The organism is Streptomyces sp. NPDC006624 (assembly GCF_040611555.1).
Classification (GTDB): Bacteria; Actinomycetota; Actinomycetes; order Streptomycetales; family Streptomycetaceae; genus Streptomyces.
Genome location: NZ_JBEXOM010000021.1, coordinates 41,509 through 58,333, shown reverse-complemented (window position 1 = coordinate 58,333; position 16,825 = coordinate 41,509). Strand labels below are relative to the sequence as shown.

The 16,825-nt window shown below is 68.9% G+C and carries 15 protein-coding genes and 1 tRNA gene; 13 read left to right on the top strand and 3 right to left on the bottom strand.

Going from position 1 to position 16,825, the window contains the following annotated elements:
- Positions 1 to 47: 47 nt before the first annotated feature.
- The 3 genes from ABZY20_RS30205 to ABZY20_RS30195 are packed head-to-tail and all read right to left on the bottom strand — an operon-like array spanning position 48 to position 7,152.
- Positions 48 to 2,768 (bottom strand): DUF1156 domain-containing protein, encoded by a 2,721-nt coding sequence (locus tag ABZY20_RS30205; RefSeq protein ID WP_356445551.1) that lies wholly within the window; start codon positions 2,766 to 2,768, stop codon positions 48 to 50.
- A complete protein-coding gene (locus ABZY20_RS30200) occupies positions 2,765 to 6,001 on the bottom strand; it encodes a helicase-related protein (protein WP_356445549.1) in 3,237 nt (1,078 codons plus the stop codon). The genes ABZY20_RS30205 and ABZY20_RS30200 overlap by 4 nt, the downstream gene beginning before the upstream one ends.
- On the bottom strand, positions 5,998 to 7,152 hold the full coding sequence (locus tag ABZY20_RS30195; RefSeq protein WP_356445547.1) for a helix-turn-helix domain-containing protein: 1,155 nt from the start codon (positions 7,150 to 7,152) through the stop codon (positions 5,998 to 6,000). The genes ABZY20_RS30200 and ABZY20_RS30195 overlap by 4 nt, the downstream gene beginning before the upstream one ends.
- A gap of 1,276 nt (positions 7,153 to 8,428) precedes the next feature.
- On the opposite strand from ABZY20_RS30195, the gene ABZY20_RS30190 reads away from it, so the two are divergent.
- The 13 genes from ABZY20_RS30190 (at position 8,429) to ABZY20_RS30130 (ending at position 16,825) form a co-directional block, all read left to right on the top strand.
- Positions 8,429 to 8,501: transfer RNA gene (locus tag ABZY20_RS30190), tRNA-Ile, on the top strand.
- A 176-nt stretch (positions 8,502 to 8,677) separates the two neighbouring features.
- Positions 8,678 to 9,055 (top strand): BlaI/MecI/CopY family transcriptional regulator, encoded by a 378-nt coding sequence (locus ABZY20_RS30185; RefSeq protein ID WP_356445663.1) that lies wholly within the window; start codon positions 8,678 to 8,680, stop codon positions 9,053 to 9,055.
- A 51-nt stretch (positions 9,056 to 9,106) separates the two neighbouring features.
- A complete protein-coding gene (locus tag ABZY20_RS30180; RefSeq protein ID WP_356445546.1) occupies positions 9,107 to 9,376 on the top strand; it encodes a hypothetical protein in 270 nt (89 codons plus the stop codon).
- Positions 9,373 to 9,840 carry a hypothetical protein gene (locus ABZY20_RS30175; RefSeq protein WP_356445544.1) on the top strand — a complete coding sequence of 156 codons (468 nt, stop codon included), beginning with the start codon at positions 9,373 to 9,375 and terminating at the stop codon, positions 9,838 to 9,840. The genes ABZY20_RS30180 and ABZY20_RS30175 overlap by 4 nt, the downstream gene beginning before the upstream one ends.
- Positions 9,841 to 10,029: 189 nt before the next feature.
- Positions 10,030 to 10,407 carry a hypothetical protein gene (locus ABZY20_RS30170; protein WP_007490758.1) on the top strand — a complete coding sequence of 126 codons (378 nt, stop codon included), beginning with the start codon at positions 10,030 to 10,032 and terminating at the stop codon, positions 10,405 to 10,407.
- 294 nt (positions 10,408 to 10,701) lie between these two features.
- The gene (locus ABZY20_RS30165) at positions 10,702 to 11,673 is read left to right on the top strand and encodes a hypothetical protein (RefSeq protein ID WP_356445542.1); all 972 of its coding nucleotides are present in this window, start codon (positions 10,702 to 10,704) and stop codon (positions 11,671 to 11,673) included.
- 194 nt (positions 11,674 to 11,867) lie between these two features.
- Entirely contained in the window at positions 11,868 to 12,344 is a 477-nt protein-coding gene (locus ABZY20_RS30160; protein ID WP_210907599.1) for a hypothetical protein, read from the top strand.
- A 199-nt stretch (positions 12,345 to 12,543) separates the two neighbouring features.
- Positions 12,544 to 13,164: an NUDIX domain-containing protein gene (locus ABZY20_RS30155; protein WP_356445540.1), complete on the top strand. Its 621-nt coding sequence runs from the start codon at positions 12,544 to 12,546 to the stop codon at positions 13,162 to 13,164.
- 192 nt (positions 13,165 to 13,356) lie between these two features.
- Complete coding sequence (locus ABZY20_RS30150; RefSeq protein ID WP_007490752.1) at positions 13,357 to 13,647, top strand: hypothetical protein; 291 nt, start codon at positions 13,357 to 13,359, stop codon at positions 13,645 to 13,647.
- A 276-nt stretch (positions 13,648 to 13,923) separates the two neighbouring features.
- The gene (locus ABZY20_RS30145; protein WP_356445538.1) at positions 13,924 to 14,442 is read left to right on the top strand and encodes a helix-turn-helix transcriptional regulator; all 519 of its coding nucleotides are present in this window, start codon (positions 13,924 to 13,926) and stop codon (positions 14,440 to 14,442) included.
- 85 nt (positions 14,443 to 14,527) lie between these two features.
- The gene (locus tag ABZY20_RS30140) at positions 14,528 to 15,118 is read left to right on the top strand and encodes a hypothetical protein (RefSeq protein ID WP_007490749.1); all 591 of its coding nucleotides are present in this window, start codon (positions 14,528 to 14,530) and stop codon (positions 15,116 to 15,118) included.
- Positions 15,112 to 16,110, top strand: coding sequence for a hypothetical protein (locus ABZY20_RS30135; protein ID WP_007490747.1), 999 nt, complete (start codon positions 15,112 to 15,114; stop codon positions 16,108 to 16,110). Before ABZY20_RS30140 ends, ABZY20_RS30135 begins: the two co-directional genes overlap by 7 nt.
- Positions 16,111 to 16,138: 28 nt before the next feature.
- On the top strand, positions 16,139 to 16,825 hold the full coding sequence (locus ABZY20_RS30130) for an SAF domain-containing protein (RefSeq protein WP_063739495.1): 687 nt from the start codon (positions 16,139 to 16,141) through the stop codon (positions 16,823 to 16,825).

Here is a 16,825-nt window from a genome sequence, read left to right as displayed (position 1 = left end):
CTGGTCTCCTGGGCTGGTGGTCATGGGTGCTCGTACGGTGTTCGTCATCAGTGCAGCCTCAGCTGGGCGTCCTGCTCTTGCTGACGGCGGGCGCTCTCGAGGACGCTGGCAGCGGCGGCTTCGGCGGCGCTGCCGATTCCGGGACGGGTGCGCAGGACGCGGGTGAAGGCGATGGAGTCCGGGTCGTTGTCGGGGAGCCGGTCGGCGAGGAACTGCACGGTCGACCACAGGTAGGTGTCGTCGACTCCTCGCTCCGAAGCCGCCAGTACGTGACCCATCGCTTGCAGTCCTTCGCCGGATGCTGCGGCAAGCGCCAAGGCGACGTCGATGGAAGCGGAATCCCCGTCGACCTTGCCGCTGTATTCGCGGGAGGTGATGAAGCGGACGCCCTTGTCGGCGTCTGCGACGAGGTTGCGCACCGAGGCCAGGTCGAGGGAGGACGCGAGTGCCTGCCACCGCAGCTCGGACTTCGCCTGGACCTGACGGCCGTAGAGCCTGATCCACCACAAGGCGAATCGGGTGCGGGCGTCGAAGGCTGCCAGCGGCTGACGGTTGACCTCAACCGCCATGGCCTCTTGGACCGCGGCGCGCGCCAGCGGCAGGAAGGTATAGATGTCGACGGGCTCGCCCTTGGCGTCGAGGACTTCGCTATAGCGACCCACAACTTCCATGGCAGGGCCGGCGGCGGCCATCAGCATGTCTGCAGGCGCCAGGCCCCATCGCTCCCAGTTGGGGTAGCGCTGCTTGATCTCCGTTTTGATTTCCGCCTCGACGGCGCCCTTGCGGCCGGCAGGGCGGCCTGCCGGGGCCGGGCGGCAGGCCATGGTCAGGGTCGTCTCGATGTTGGCCTTGCCCTGTTGGCCACCGGACTCGGTGTTGGCCGGCCAGGAGCCGGTCATCACCAGTCCGGCTCGCTCGATCGAGTGCAGCAGTCGCTGCCACACCTCGGGCTCCCCGTGGCCGAAGACGATCGTGACCACACCGTCGTCGCGGACGACCTGCCGCATCTGGGTGAAGGCGTCGGCGATGAGGGTGTCGTAGTGCTCGCGGGTGCGGTGCTCGTCGGGGGCTTCACCCCGTACCCGCTTGACGATGATCTCCTGGCTCTTGTCCTGGCAGCCGTGCGGGTCGGCCGTGATGGCGAGTTCCGGCCAGGTGTTGTGTAGGCACCGCTTGGCCCACGTGTAGAAGAGGTCGGAGGCGTCCGCGTACGCGATCATTTGGTCGTACGGCGGGTCGGTGACAACCGCGGTGAAGGTGCGGGGCGGGAAGGGCAGGGCGGTGGCGGTTCCCCGCTGTACGGAGGCCGGTGCGCCGCGCAGGTCGGCGAACAGGTTGCGGCAGGCGGTTAGAACGTTGTCCGCAATGGACTTCCACGTTCCGGGACCGTCTCCGATGCCGGCCTCGAAGAAGTCGTGGGAGAAGGTGATCGACCCTTCGTTGACGAAGAGATCCCCGACACGGGCACCACCTGAGCTCTGGAACCGGGCGCCGCGTGTGGAGCGGCGCAGCTTCTTCACCACGACTGCGGTCGCATACCCGGTCAGGGCCCGCACGTAGTCCCGTGACATTCCGGCGGCGGTCAGTTCGTCGCCGAGCTCGTTGATGATGCGTGCGAGCCGTACGTACGACAGGGTCTGGCGGGTGACCATGAAGTCGCCGTAGGTCTTCGCCCCGTAGATGCTCGGGCCGATGATGTTGTTGTTGCCCGGTGCGATGCCTTCGTCCGGGATCGCAGGCAGGAATGGGCTGAACGCCGGCTCTGCGGCCAGTGCCCGGTCGGCCGCTGCGACGGCCTCGCGTTCTGCGTCTGTGGGCTGGCGGAAGGTCTTCTGGCTCTTGACGTCGATGTCCGCAGCGAGGATCAGAGCGTCCTGACCCTGTCCCTCGTCCAGCAGGCGGCGGTGCACGGCCAGCCGGTGGACGTGGTTGCAGAACACGCAGATCGCGCTCTTGCCCGCTACCTTCTTGCCGTTCACCACGGCGTTGGTCAGCGTGGGCGTCCGGGTGGGCTTTCCGGGCGTCACCACCGCCTCCCACGTGCCGGTGGCCCGGTCCGCGTCAATGTAGAACGACACGGCCCCCCTGTCGCCGCGGGCCGGCATCAGCTCGTAGGAGCCAATGAGCGGGAACCGGTGGTGGCATTCCTGGCAGGGGATCGTGACGGACCACAGATAGCCCCACGGCAGGGCACCGTTGTGACGGGGGTAGACGTCGCTCATGGCGGCCGCGTGCCGGGTCTGGATCTCCGCGAACAGCGATTCGAGGTCGCCGAGTAGCCGGTCCGTACGGGACATCAAGAGGTGGTCCCGCTCTTCCCCGAAGGGAAGCTCGGGCTCCTCGCTCCAGTCTTCGAACGGTGCGGAGGTGAGCAGGTGGCTGGCGAGTACCGCGATCGGGCTGTAGTCGACGGCCGACGCCTGGACGCCCAGGCGCGCGGACTCCAGGGGGATCATGCCCCGCCCCGAGAACGGGTCGAGCGTGGTCGCGCCTTCGGGATTCGTCTTGGCGATCTCGGCCTGCAGCTCGTTCCAAGCGGCGTAGCGGCCTGTCATCGCCTCCCGGACCAGATTCTGCAGCCGCGTCTGCTCCTCGGCGTCATCGGGCCACGGCAGCAGCGAGCAGATGGTGGCGGCCTTGGCCTGGGCGGTGGGTCGCTTGGCGAACCACATGAACAGGGAGATCTCGCTGTTGCCGGAGCCCCAGCCCTTTTCGCTGTTGGCCGACACCTCCGCGCTGGGAAACCATCGTTCAATCATCCTGGTCATGCGTTGCTCCCCGGTGCGTTCTTGAGGCTGCTGCCCGGGACGCGGAAGACCGCGTTCCCGGTCATGTCGCTGGCGAAAAGGGTGGCGGGGTCCTGATAGGCACCGAAGAAGCGGCCCCGGCCGTCGGCACACTGGTCGACGACGTAGAGCCAGTAGTCCTTGCGGTGCTGGGTGGCGATCAGGACCTCGTTGCCGGTCATCCGGACGCCGTCACTGGCCGCGCTGCCCAGCACGCCCTTGACCTCGACGTGCCGGATCTGGCTGTTGCGGCGGGCCTCCAGGTCGTAGCCGCGGCTCTCCGTGTGGACGTCTTCCACGGTCCACCCGTCGTCTTCAAGGAGGTTCTGGACGTGCCGCATGGAGACCAATTCGGCATCGATCTCCGCCTGGACGGTGACGTCGGCCGCGGCCAGGACGCGGATCCGGCCGATCAGCTTCGGGTCGGTCAGCTGCACGTCCGCGAGCCGTTCGAGTTCGTCAAGCCGCTGGGCGGTCTGGGCCTGAAGACGGCGCCGCAGCTCAACCCGCCTGGTCCGGTCGTCGATGTCCTCGGTGAGGCTCAGTGGCAGGTTGGTCAGATCCCGGCGCGCCTGGGCGAACCAGTCGGCCCGTACCCGCCGGTGCTCGGTGACCGTGGCGGCGGCCACCTCGCGGGCCGTCGTGAGCGCATGCCCTTCACGTGCGGGATGAGGCGCGGTCCCGTGCTGCCCGGTGGGCACCAGGTTGGCCAAGGTCTCCCACCGCACCGGACGGGCGTTGCCGCTGTCGTCAACCTTGACCAGGCTCGCCCAGATGCTGGCGCGCTTGCCATCGCTCTCGGTCATGGTCGCCGTGTACGCGTACAGGTCATACGGGGTGAGGCTGGTGGGATCGGCGGCGGCGCCGGACTGGTGCAGGTCCTCGGCCAGGGCGTGCTCGGCCATGCCGATCAGGTCAGCGAAGCCCGGTTCGCCGGGCCCGAGGGTGATGGTGTCGCCGACGTCGATGCTTTCCGCAGCCTCGCGTACCGCGTCGCCGCTGGTGGCGATGTGGACCTCGCTCGTGCTGCCGAGCGTGGCCGGGAACCGTGCCCCGCCGGTCAGCGACAGTCTCCGGAACCCGGTGCCGGCGGCGGTAGGCGCGGATTGCAGCACGCCGGCGGCGGCGAGCCGGTCGAGATACGCCTCGACGATGGCGGGGTTGATTCGGGCGAACAGGTCGCGCTGGAGCAGAGTCAGCGCAGCGACTGCGTCGACCTGGCTGGCCAGGCGACGCTCGTTGTCGCGCACCTGCCGGGCCGCCCGGGTGAGTTCCTGCGCCTTGACTGCGCGGGCGGCATCGATCGCCTGCTGCTTCTTGATCTCGTCGTTGCCGTACAGGTCGGACAGCCACTTGTCGTAGTCGATGCCCGTGATCTCGGCGACGGCCGACAGGCTGTCGAACATCTGCCCGCGCAGCTCGTTCGCCGCGGTGACGAAGTGGTCCAGCAGCCGCAGGAGCGTCTCGCCCTCGCGTGTGTCCGTGGCAACCAGGTTGTACAGGTGAACGTCTCGGAGCTGGCCGACGCGGTGGATGCGCCCCATGCGCTGCTCGAGGCGAACCAGCGACCAGGGGATGTCGTAGTTGACCAGTACGTGGGCGGCCTGCAGGTCGATGCCTTCGTTGCCAGCGTCGGTGGTGACGATGACCTGGAACTCGCCTCGCATGAAGGCCCGGCGCACCTCGTCGCGCTCGGGCTTGCTCTGCCGTCCGGAGTAGAGACGGGCGGTGAACCCCTCGGCTTCGAGGCGCCGGGCGATCCACTCGGCCGAGTCCGCGTACTCCGTGAACACCACGGCCTGCTCGCCGTTGCCGGGGAGAATACCGTGCTTGGCCAGACAGTCCTCGGTCAGCCGCTTCCACTTCGACGGCGTCCACGCCGGGCTACCGATCGTGGCGTTGATCTGGTCCGCGAGGTTCTTGATCGCCGCCCGCTCGGCTCGCGTGGACGTCGAGCTCGTGTGGATGACCTTGGCCTCGTCGATCTCCGCCTCGTCACCTTGGCCCTCGCGGTCGGCGATGAGGGCCGCTTCGGCCTCGCTCATGGCGCCCATGTGGTCGTGGCGCCGCCGGAGCGTCTCGGCGAGCGCATACAGACTGGACGCCGCCCGCTTGCCGTAGACCATGCGGGCGAGCGGCTGGGCCGAGGGCGCGAAGTACCGGTCGACCATGTCCAGCGCGGCCTGGTAGAAGCCGTACTCGGTCTGCGACAGGGCAACGCTGTGGTTGTGGGCGGTACGGCCCTTGAACAGGCGTGTCTTGCCGTCGTAATCGACCAGGTCTTCCTTCATCCGTCGCAGGAAGTGGATCGGGCCCGGCCTGAGCGCGCTGAGCTCGACGTTGGGATCGCTACCCGGGTCTGGGTAGATCTCCGGGTCGACCAGATGCAGAAGATGCCGGAAGAGCCACTCCTTGCCCCGATGCGGGGTCGCGGTCATCAGCAGGGCCCGCGGGGTGTTCTTGGCCAGCAGGCGGCCAACCTGATGGAACCCGGCCGCAGTCGGGGTCAGCCGGTGTGCCTCGTCGAAGACCACCAGGTCCCAGCCGGCCTTGTCCGGCCGGATAGCGTCCTGCACAGCGGGGTTGACCGCGGCCAGCTCCAGGGAGGTCACCCACAGGTCGTTGGAGTTCAGCGCGTTCTCACGGACTGTCGCCGAGGTGAGCTGCCGCAGCCCGCCGCCCAGCAGCCGCTCGAAGTCGTCCACCCACTTTGTGGCCAGGTTCGCCGGGCACACGATGATGGCGCGTTTGACCAGGCCCAGCCGCTGCATCTCCCGGATGTAGAGACCGGCCATGATCGTCTTGCCGGTGCCCGGCTCGTCGGCGAGCAGGAAGCGCAGCAGCGGTTGCGGCAGCATCGCGCCGTACACGGCCGTGGTCTGGTGCGCATACGGCTTCAGCGGCGTGGCCGCCATGGCACTCGACTCTGCGTTCGTGGCCGCCGCGTACATCCACTGGGTCCACATGGCTGCCAACACCCGGGCAGAATCGGCCCGGCCATCACTGACCAGCGGGCGCACGGTCTGAGTGTCTCCGGCCGCCAGGTTCACCTCGTGCCGACGGTCCTGGTCATCGACGAGGATGAGGTCCCACGAATTCGGCTCGTCGCCCGGAAGGGCAAAGCGGATGGTAGCGAACTCGGGCACTCCGGCGGCCCGGACTCGCACTCGCTGTCCGCGTTCGAACACCACCTCGTGGTCAGGCTGCATGCTCATGCGCGTGTCCCGTAGTTCGTCCGGATCCAACGGGCCAACAGCGGATCGATCACGCGCCACCCCTGGTCTGTGTCTTCGATGAGCCCAGTGGCGACCAAGTGCGGGGCCGCCTTCTGGGCCGTGGTCTTGGGGAGCCCCAGGGCCCGCAAGGCCCGGGCCGCCATGGGCGTGCCGTACTCGGCCACCGCCCGCAATACCTTGCGCTGCCCCACAGTGAGCCCGCTCATCGTGGCGCGGGCCTCCGCGTCGACCTGTCGCAGGGCCGCGGTGATTGCTGCCTCGAGATCATCGGTAGTGGCCCGCTCCCCCGCAGGGACTTCATGCCACAGGAGGTGGGCCAGCAGCATGGTCCTCTGGGGATGCCGCTCGCTTGCCGCCACGAGTCCGTCCACAACATCGGACACGTCCCGGTTCCTCGCGGCGAACCGGTCCTTGATCACTTCGCGAAGCTCCGCGGCCGGCAGCCGGTCCAACTGAAGCGTCCGCATCTGCCCTACGGGGCGTTCCCTGTCGTCCGGCGCAGTCGACAGCATGCCTGGTCCGCCGCCGGCGAAGAGGTAGGAGACTGACTGCCGCTGCTGCCACGCGTGCTTCCAGATCAGGGCCTGCGCCTCCGGGACCCCGGCGACAGACTGGAACTCGTCCAGCACGATCAAGATCCGTCCAGGCCTGTGCTGAGCTAGCTGGGCGGGCAGTTCCAGCAGCGCGTGCAGCGCCGGCTCCGGGTCGGTGGTGGGCTTGTCGGCCATGGTCAGCGCGAAGCCAGCCCCAGAGATCGACACGCCGGCCTGAGCGCTGCTGAGGATCTTGCCTGCCGCTGGTCGGAGTTCCTCAGGTGTGTGCTGGGCCCACGCACGCTCCAGACGGAGCACCAGATCGGAGAGACTGGCAACCTCGAAGAGGTCGGCGGTGACCACCATCAGCCCGACCTTCTCACCCTCGGACGCGATCTTGCGGATCAGGCTTGTCTTGCCATAGCGCCGCGGAGCCACCAGGGCCATCAGTTGGCTCTCGTGGGTCCATGCCCTGATGGTGTCGGCCTCCGCCCGCCGGTTGATCATGCAGTCAAGAGGGACTGGCCCGTCGAACTCGAACGGGCTCGCGGTGTCCCGCATCGCCGACTCCAAGATGTATGCCGCGGAGATCTCCATAAGGTACGCCGACAGCGTACCCGTCCGGTACGCCACCGGCGTACGTATTTGACGATCCGCCGCATCGGCCCCAGAACGTGATCCGCCATAGCGTCGACACCCCTCCCGCAGGCCGTGAAGCCCATATGACAGTCGCTTCACTCCGACCGCAGGCGTAGCGGCACCGGCGAACGAGGGCGCGCGCTTCTCACATCAGATTGGGTGATAACGACTTAAAAGAGACCGTAAACGGCAGGTAGGGCGTCCACGCAGGTAGCTGGGGCCAGTCCAGCGCCTCTGCTCGCGGCGAGGAGTTGGTGACCGCGCACGACCGCAGCGAGTTCGAGCGATCCGACGTCACCAGCTCGCAGAACGGCGCGGACGACAACGGCGACCTGAACTACCCGAAGGAGTAGACAGCCACGGTTGGAAGCCCGAGATCGGAGCTCTGCCGAAGACGTTCCCAATCCATCAATGCATTGACTCATAGATGGCGCGCAATGTGACCTGCGACGACGACCACTCCCGGTGCGCAGAAACTCCCCTACCGGGAGAGCGCCGAGATCGCGCGCCTCGTCCTCAGCGAGTCCGTACCCAGCAACGGCGAGAGCTTCTTCACCTCGGCCGCGCTGAGATCCGCCGCAGCCGCCGGCCTGCGCGGCGCGGTCATGTTCAGCGATCCCGTCCCACGATGGCGGCGGACCGAGCACGGCCATGTCATCCAGACCAGAGGTCATCTGGGCATCGTGTATCAGGCGCTGTCGGCGACGTACACCGGTCTGGGGACGGCCCGCACGCTCACCGTGCTCCCGGACGGCAGCACATTCACCGCACGGGCGCGGTCCAAGCTGCTGCGCCAGGAATCGGGGGCGGCCGGCGTCGCTCGGCGCCTTGAGGAGATGGGGGCACCACCACCGCCCCCGGGCCCTGGCGAGGCGCTCAAGCAGTGGCTGAATCAGGCCCTCGCCCAGATCGGCGCCCGACACCAGGCGCACCCAGGAAACCACCGCTACCTGCTGCGGGTTGGCCGTACGCGGGCAGAACGGACGCGGACGGTCATCGGCCTCACCCCGCGCCCCTACCCCAAGCACCCGTACGGCCCGGCGATCCCGCACGCCGCGTCCCACGAGGCAGCGTGCGGGATCGCACCAGGGTCTGTGCATCCACCCCAACCGGGGATTGCTTAATTGGATTGCATGCTGTAGAGTTTATCTAGGCGGTCGGCGAGAGGCCACCGCCCTCACGGCCCGTACCCGGTACCCCCCCCCACCCGCCGGGTACGGGCCGTCAACCTCCCGGCGCTGTAGCTCAGTTGGAAGAGCGCGGATCCTATAAGTCCTGGGTCGCGGGTTCGAGTCCCGCCAGCGCTACGCAACGCACATCTTCTCCAGCCGCGGCCCTCGCGCCCGTGGCTCGGCCCCCCTAGGAGGGGCCACCCATACCCCTCCCTCATGCAGTCCCCGGCCCGACCATCGGCCGGCGGCTGCACGAGCTCCCTTCGTCCGACCACACCAAAGGAACTTGAGTGCTGAAGCCACCTCGCCCGTTGGGAGAACTCGAAGACGCGGTCATGACACGGGTGTGGAAGTGGAACCGCCCGGTGACCGTTCGAGAAGTCCTGGAAGACCTCCAGCAGGAACGACCGATCGCCTACACCACGGTGATGACCGTTCTCGGCAACCTCCATCAGAAGGGCTTGGTACGCCGCCAGCCGGAAGGCCGGGCCTATCGCTATGAGGCGGTCTCCACCCGCGCCGCCTACGCCGCCGCGCTGATGAACGACGCGTGGTCGCAGAGCGACAACCCCGCCGCCGCTCTCATCGCTTTCTTCGGCATGCTGAGCGAGGAACAGCACCAGGCGCTAAGCGACGCCATCCGCATCGCACACGGGCCGGAGGCCGCCGAGAGCCCGAAGGCCCACTAGGCCCCTACGTGGCTGCGTCCGCGCCCCACATAACCCCTCCCGGAGAGCGTCATGCCCTCGTTCTGCTTCCGCCCTCGTCGCCCCGATGAGGACTACGACGCCTATGAGCAGGCGTTCATCGGCGCCTGGAACTCCTTCTGTTCCCGACGCCGGCTCAACCCCTATCCCGCCCAGTCCACCGGCGATCGCTACCTCGACGCGCGCAACGCCTCAACCGAGTACGCGGCACGCCCCCGCTGGGGGGTACTCCGCCACACACTCGGCCGGCTCGCGCGCCAGCTCCGGCAGCGGCTGACGCCCGGCCCGCATTCCCCCCGGTGACCTCAGGAGACAACGTGCCGAGGAACCACGCCCAGAGAAACCCTGCCGCGCACATCGAGTTCCTCTACCTGAGCGCGCACACCGTTGAGGTCCGCGATCTGTCGTGGTTCTGCGACCACTGGTCGCGCGAAGCGAGCTACAGCAGATGGCGTCGCCTTCCGCCCGCGAATCTGCTCCTGCTGGAGAGCGGCAGCACGTCGCCCGAACTCTTCACCGTCAGCGGCGGCAGAACAGCCGGGTTCGTCTACCAGGACGGGCGGCGCTTCGCGCGATGCCGCGGCACGATCGCCACAGCGCCCCAACATCCCGATGACGCTCCGGCCCGCTACTGCTTCGACTACTGGGAGCACGATCCGCGAGAGGACGAGCCCCCAGTCACCGATGTGGAGAAGCTCCGCTTCCCGACAGCCGGGACCACCCCCCTCCCGCCGAACGCCCAAGACACCGACACCCCGGCGATGTAGGGCCGAGACCATCGGACAGGTGCTGGCCATATGCGCAGAAACGATCTCGGCCGCTGACAGCGGAGCCTTCTGCGTGACGACAACCCTCGGAGGCAACTCCGGGGGTTGCTTAATTGGATTTACTGACGTACTCTATATGTCATGAGCTCGACAGAGCCTCAACTACCCGTCCATCGCGGAGGATTACTCTTGCCCACGTCGATCGACACCGCCGTCCACTTTCACCCCCAGGGCACTCCCGGAGCCCTGTGCAACATCCACAACCGGCAGCTCCTCGCGGTCAACACGTGCCAGGTCGCCCGACTCCAGGGCTACGACGACACCATCAGCACCGAGGAGATCGACGAGTGCTTCCGGGTGGTGAAGGGTGAGCGGTACCGCTACAGGCCGCAGCCCGCCACCTACGAGGCGGTGCGGTCCGGCCTCAAGGCCCCGCTGACCGCGGCCGACCGCGCCGACGACATCAAGGACCGCGTCTTCACCGCGGTCGACCAGGGGCACCCGGTCCTCGTCTCGGATGAGGACGGGAACGAGTTCTACCTCATCGCCATCCCCGCTACTCCCTGACGGCTACGACCTCCTGCCCCCTCCGGCACGGGGAGGCTGCGCACCGGCGCAGCCTCCCCCGCAGCCGTTCCACGAACCGGACCATCTGCACCCCAGGAGCAGCACCATCTCCGGACAGCCCTCCGGCACCCCGCCTGGCCGCCCTCCCGTACCGTCCCGCCCTTCGTAGGCCTTATCCGGCCAAGATGAGCGCGTGGACCTGATGCAGGGCGGACAGCCTGTCGAGCGGATCAGGTGCTTTGGCATGATCCCTATCGCAGCCTCAGCCTCGCCCACATCAACGGAGTTTTACCCATGAAGACCGCCCCTCTGGTCGGCGCCGCCTCGGTGCTCTTGGCCCTCGTCCTGACCGGATGCGGCCAGGACGACGCCCCGGCACCCGCTGCTCCTTCCGGGTCCCGGCAGCCGGCCACGGCTGGCTCGGCCGAACTGCCGGCCGGGATAGCTTCCTTCGGTGCCGCCCAGCCGCTCGAGAGCGGATCGTGGACGGCGACGGTCCGCTCGTTGCAGGAGATGACACCGCCCGCGAAGGACTCGGTGCCCTCCGGCTGGTCCGCGGCCCGCGTAAAGGTGGCGCTCACCAACACCGGGACGGATATCGCTCTGCTGCCCGAGACCTCGGTGACCGTCCGCGTCGGAGAACTCGGCCTCGAGACGAAGCCGTTCACCGGCCCTGGCGTTGCCGGCTTCCCCGAGCCGGACGTCGGCGCCAAGGTCAAGCCCGGAGCCACGTTTACCGCCGACTTCGGTGTAGCCGTTCCTCCGCACAGTGCAGGGCAGCGGGCCACCGTCACGCTCGAGGCGACGCAGGCCGGCCTGGCCCAGGCCGACGCGGTGTTCTTCGAAGGCAAGGTTCCGGGCGCCACCGCCCCCGCTTCGTCCCCTCCCGCGGCCACCGCGGCCGCAGGCGCGAGGCTCTCGCTCGGTCAGTGGTCCCCGGACGGCGTCCGGATCTCCCCGCTGCAGCTCGCCGCGGACGACAACGGACGCCGCGAGGCCTCCCTCGAGCTGTCGGTGCGCAACGACAGTGACGCCCCCCGACCCGGCATGGGCGTCACCGTGCGGGTTCTGGTCGGCGCCGAGCTCACCACCGCGGACACGGCGTCGGCCGGCCTCGGCTACCACGACGCGCCCATCGCACCGCATCGCACCGCCACGAGCACCGTCGACGTCTCCGTTCCTTCCCGCGCGGTCCCGGGCCCCGTGACCGTCGACGCGGAACAGCGCGGCGGGGACCGCCTCATGTTCGAGGGGGCTCTCAAGTGATCGGATCCGCCCCGGCCACGGCGCCCGGCCAACACCAAGCCGTCCAGAGAACCCGTCACGATGGGGGGACGGCTGGACAGAGCAAACGCATCCAGGCATCCGCACAGGTCACCGTCACCGTCGGCTCCGCCACGTGGGCGCAGGCGTCGGGCACGAAACCCTCCGAGGCCGCGGTCCGTACGGACGTCGTCGACGTGCTCCGGCAAGCCCTGCAGCAGGACGTCGTCCTGACGAAGGCGGGCGCCCGCATCGCTGTCAAGCCCGTCACCGTGCTCGACAGCGCACCAGAGATCACCAAGTCGGTGAACGCCGCCGTCTTCGAGCAGATCCGCTTGTCCCCCTCCCCCGCCCACGGTCGCGCCGACGAGGCCTTGCAGCAGCAGCTGGCCGCCGGCAAGGCCACCGCGGTGCGCTGCGGCCGCGGCGGGCGTCTCGTGCAGGCCCTCGGCCGCGGTGGCTCCGTCGACTTTCCCCCCGCTCCCGCCATGTACGCCGACCGGCACGGGCGGCTGACACTACAGGCCCCCCGGCTCACTCAACTGCCCCCGGACGACGCGTGGTTCCACGCCCCCACCGAAGTTGTCGCTCTGCTGCTGTTCCCACAGCTCGCCGTCCTCCTCGACGGCGCCGACGCCGACGTGATGAGCGGGCTGCGCCGGCTGGTGGCCTGAACCCGGCGGACAAGATCTCAGGCGCCTGCCCCGAGGGTGAGGTGGGCAGGCGCCTCCCGCCGAGGTTCGCCCGTGTCCAGGTACTCGGCCAGCGGCCGCGCCCCGGCCGCCGCTCGCGGGAAAAGTTCCGCCAGCTGTGTCACACGCCGTCTGATCCCGACACCTCTATAGGCGTTGGAGATCCCCGAAGGAGGCCAAAGTGACCACAGTGACCGGGCCCAGGTCCGCGCAACCTGTCGACGTTCCGGCGCCCATACGACGGGTCCGGGAGGTCGCTGTCTTCCGTAACCGCTTCGGCACCCTGTTCAACGACGATGTGGTCGCACCGTCGGGCACCGCCGGCCAGTACCTGCGGTGGCAATGGAACCAGGACGGCGTCGTCGTTGTTCCGGTCGGCTCGGCCGGGTACGCCCTCGTGCCCTCCTATCGCTACCCCGTCCATGCCGCGTCTATCGAGTTCCCGCGGGGCGGCGTCGAGGGCGACGAGGAACTCGCCGCGGCCGCCGCTCGCGAGCTGCGCGAGGAGACAGGCCTGACCTGCGAGGCGCCGCGCCGGCTCGGCCTCATTCATGCCGACACCGGCATCATCGCCTCCTCGATCCATGTCTTCGTCGCGCCGGTGGACACCACGGAGACGCAGACGGCCCGCCCGGAGGCCATGGAGTCCGTCAGCGAGCCCGTCTGGATCGCACCCGCGGAGCTGCCCCGCTGGCTGGCCGATGGCCGGATCACCTGCGGCGTGACGCTGGCGGCGCTCGCCCTGGTCCAGTCCCGGTACCCCACGCTGCCCGCAGGCCATCCCGAGGCCATCACCGCATAGGTGCCGTCCTGCCCGGGCGGATCATCCCGCCCACGCCCCCAGCCCCCCAGTAGGAGCGGGCACCCACTCACCGTCCAAGGGATTCCCATGAAGCCAGTTTCTGAGGTCGTTGTCTCCGCAGCACGTGGCAAGGCGGCACGTGTGCGCCGGCTGCTGTGGCGTGGGGCCGGCGCTGGAGGGGCACCCGCCGAGATGACCACGGCGCGCGCCATCGGGCGGGCCGTGCTCTTCACGCTGCTCGCCGTCAGCCTCGTCGGCACGCTGATGACGACGATCTACCTGCCGGCGCCATGGGGCCGCCTGCTGGTTCTGCCCGCCGCAGTCGGCGCCTTCTGCGCGGGTGTCGCCGCGTGCCTCTACGCGTTCCTCGCCTCGTTCGCCGTCGTCGACGCGGCACACCGGCGCGCCTCGGCGGCCGGTGCCGCGGTGAAGCGCAGCGCGTCACGCCGCGGGAAGGACCAGACATCGGCAGCTGCCAAGTGACGTCCGCGCAATGCTGCCTGCCTGCAAATACTCGAACAATCAAAGCGGACAAACCATCACAAAACGATCTTGACGGGCTTGGGGTTCGGTGTCAGATTCGGGTTGATCACCGCTCAGATTCACGGCGGAGCGGTGGTTGTCGAAGGCTGTGCTGTTGCGGGCGGAGGGGGTGTCAGATGCGCTCAATTGCGTCGATGTCGGCCGCGGCGATGGGGAGCGCGCGGACTCCCCGGACCGTGTTCGTGCGGGAAGGACGTGACGGTGGCCGGTCGCGGAGTGACCGACTTTGCTCCGGCCGCGCTGCTGAACGAACGCACAGGCGTGAATCTGTCGCGGGAGGAGTTGGCCCGGTCCGCGTCCCGGTACGAGCCGTGCCTGAGCGCTGCCCATGTCAGCCTGTACGAAGTCGGAGCGCGGGTGCCGCAGTTGAGCACGCTCGTTGCGTTGGCCAGGGCGCTCGGTGTGGAGATTCGGTCACTGCTGGTGCCGGTCGAGACCGAGGATCTGGCCCGGCTGAGAGTGGAGGGCGGCGTCCGGCAGCGCGATCTTGCGAGGTCGCTCGGTCTGCCGCAGGCCCGCTGGTCAAGGATCGAACGGGGCGTCCTCATACCGGAGCCGGCGCTCCTGCGCGAGCTGGCCGAGCTCCTCGGCAGACCCTTCGACGTGGTGGCCCGCTCGGCTCTCCACACCCGGCGCCGCGCCCTGAGGGCGCCTGCGCGGCCCAAGCGCTGCGGAACACGAGCGGCGAGAGAAATGACCATGCCGGGGCGCAGGTTGGCCGCGTACGCTCCTTAGTTCGCATGGGCCCCGCCGGCTGACCCGGGCCTCTCCGGGGGCCGGACGGTGTACTTCCACGACCACGATTGAGGGGGATATGTCAATGGCACTGTCCAAGGCCGACGTCACGAAGGCCGCGAAGATCCGCACGGCGGCCGCGTTGGGTCTGGGCGCCGCTGTGCTCCTGGCTGGCTGCGGCACTGACTCCGACTCCCCGGCCGCCAAGAAGACGTCCGCTGCACCCGTCACCAGCACGTCTCCTTCCGCTGATCCGGAGCAGCAGGCCCGGGAGCAGGTGCTGGCGGCCTACCGCGGCATGTGGGCCGAACAGGTCAAGATCTACGCCAGCGGGTCGTTCAAGGGCTCGCAGCTGGAGAAGTACGCCGCCGACAAGGCCTTGGCGAAGGTGCGCGCCGCGGCCTTCTACTACCAGAACAACGACCTGGTGGTGAAGGGCGAGCCGAAGCTGAAGGACGACCCGAAGGTCACGCTCAGCCTCGGCGGCTCGTCGAAGAGCGCGGTGATCGTCGACTGCGTCGACAGCACGAACTTCGTGCCCGAGAACCGCAAGACGGGCAAGAAGTCCGAGCTCGACAGCACCAGCCGGCGCAAGGTGCAGACGTCCAAGGCCCAGTACGGCAGCGGCAGGTGGATGATCACCGACTCCACGATCGACAAGGGGTCGACATGCTGAACCTGCGCGGCCGCGGGGTGCTCCTCGCGGCCGCCGCCGCGGCCGTCCCCCTCCACCTCGGCCTGTTCGCCGCTCCGGCCTTCGCTGAGGACGGGGACAAGCCCAGCGGCGGCGTCACATGCCCTGAGCTCGTCCCTGACTGCGACATCAACGCGGGCGGGGGCGGCGGCCAGGACAAGCCGGACAAGCCGAAACCGGGCGGCAAGCCGAGCGGGGGCGGCGGCGGGTCCGCCAAGTGCTACATCGAGTGGGACGACATCGGTGAAGTGCCCTGCTACGACGAGGACATGGGCTGGTTCAACCCGGTCGGTCAGTGCTACTGGGAGATCCTCGAGCCACAGCCGGCGAAGGACGCTGCCGACTGGGAATGGGGTACCGCGGCACCCGACAGCGACGCCGAGCGGGCCAAGGGCAAGGTCTACAACGTGACCTGCCCCGGCGCGGGTCGGGAGCTCATGGGTGGCAGCACCTGGTCCCTGAACCCGCCGCCCGGGTTCGGAGGCGGTCCCACGGCCGAGGAACTGGCCCAGGAAGCGATCAAGAAGATGCGCCTGCTGGGCGCCGACATCCGCACCGCGCCGGGGGCCGGCAAGACCGGCCTGGTCGGCATGCCCGTGTGGATCTGGAACAACAAGACGCTGCGCACCTGGGGGCCCATCACCGACAGCGCCTCCGCGCCCGGCATCACCGTCACCGCGACCGCGACCGTGAAGAAGATCGAATACGTGATGGGGGACGGCGGCACCGAGGTATGCACCACCGCAGGCACACCGTACGAGAAGCGGTTCGGCGGACGGCCCAGCCCCGACTGCGGCTACCTCTACACCAAGACATCCGCTTCTCAGCCGGACAACGCCTTCACCGTCAAGGCGACCACGACCTGGGTCGTCCACTGGGTGGGCGGTGGCCAGGAAGGCGACATCACCACGACGCGGGAGGCCGAGCCCGCCCAGATCACCATCGGCGAGGCCCAGGCCGTCGCCAAGCCCTGATGCTCCCGCACCGCGAAGGAAGCCGTTCATGAGCACCACCGCCAAGCCGTCAGCACCCGACACTGCGCCCCCGGCGCCGGCGCCGCAGTCGCTGGTGCGCCAGCCCGTCGTGCGCCGGCGCCGTTCCAGCTGGATCGCGCTCGGCGTGGCCGTGATCTGCATTTCCGGTGCCGCCGGCGGCTGGCTGTACACGGAGACCAGCCACCGCGAGCCGGTCGTCGCCGTCGCCCGGGACGTGCCCATGGGCGCCGAGCTGAAGGCCGAAGACCTCGTCGAAGCACAGATCGCCACCGATCCGGCGCTCACCCCTGTTCCGGCCCGCGACCTGAACAAGCTGATCGGCAAGCGCACCACGGTGGGCCTGGCACGCGGCAGCCTGCTGACCCGCTCGTCGGTGACGGACGAGCCCCTCGTCAAGGCCGGGGAGCAGCTGGTCGGTGTCTCGCTCACCCCCTCGCGGCTTCTGGCGACCCGGCTGAGCCCGGGCCAGAAGGTCAAGGTGATCCATACGCCGAAGGACTCGGCGACCGGAGCGGCCGATGACGACAAGGAGACCGGGCAGTCGATGCAGGCCACGGTGATCGAGGTGGGCCGCCCGGACAACTCCGGCGCCCGTGTGGTCGACCTCGCCGTCACCCAGCTCGACGGCACCCGGCTGGCCATCTGGGCCGCGGCCGGAGAGGTCACCTTGTCGATCGTCCCGGCGGAGGGCTGA

What these genes read in the sequence shown, in the direction of transcription:
- ABZY20_RS30205 (WP_356445551.1), bottom strand. Translation starts at nt 2,768, where the DNA reads ATGACCAGGATGATTGAACGATGGTTTCCCAGCGCGGAGGTGTCGGCC.
- ABZY20_RS30200 (WP_356445549.1), bottom strand. Translation starts at nt 6,001, where the DNA reads ATGAGCATGCAGCCTGACCACGAGGTGGTGTTCGAACGCGGACAGCGA.
- ABZY20_RS30195 (WP_356445547.1), bottom strand. Translation starts at nt 7,152, where the DNA reads ATGGAGATCTCCGCGGCATACATCTTGGAGTCGGCGATGCGGGACACC.
- ABZY20_RS30180 (WP_356445546.1), top strand. Translation starts at nt 9,107, where the DNA reads ATGCCCTCGTTCTGCTTCCGCCCTCGTCGCCCCGATGAGGACTACGAC.
- ABZY20_RS30165 (WP_356445542.1), top strand. Translation starts at nt 10,702, where the DNA reads ATGAAGACCGCCCCTCTGGTCGGCGCCGCCTCGGTGCTCTTGGCCCTC.
- ABZY20_RS30150 (WP_007490752.1), top strand. Translation starts at nt 13,357, where the DNA reads ATGACCACGGCGCGCGCCATCGGGCGGGCCGTGCTCTTCACGCTGCTC.
- ABZY20_RS30140 (WP_007490749.1), top strand. Translation starts at nt 14,528, where the DNA reads ATGGCACTGTCCAAGGCCGACGTCACGAAGGCCGCGAAGATCCGCACG.
- ABZY20_RS30135 (WP_007490747.1), top strand. Translation starts at nt 15,112, where the DNA reads ATGCTGAACCTGCGCGGCCGCGGGGTGCTCCTCGCGGCCGCCGCCGCG.
- ABZY20_RS30130 (WP_063739495.1), top strand. Translation starts at nt 16,139, where the DNA reads ATGAGCACCACCGCCAAGCCGTCAGCACCCGACACTGCGCCCCCGGCG.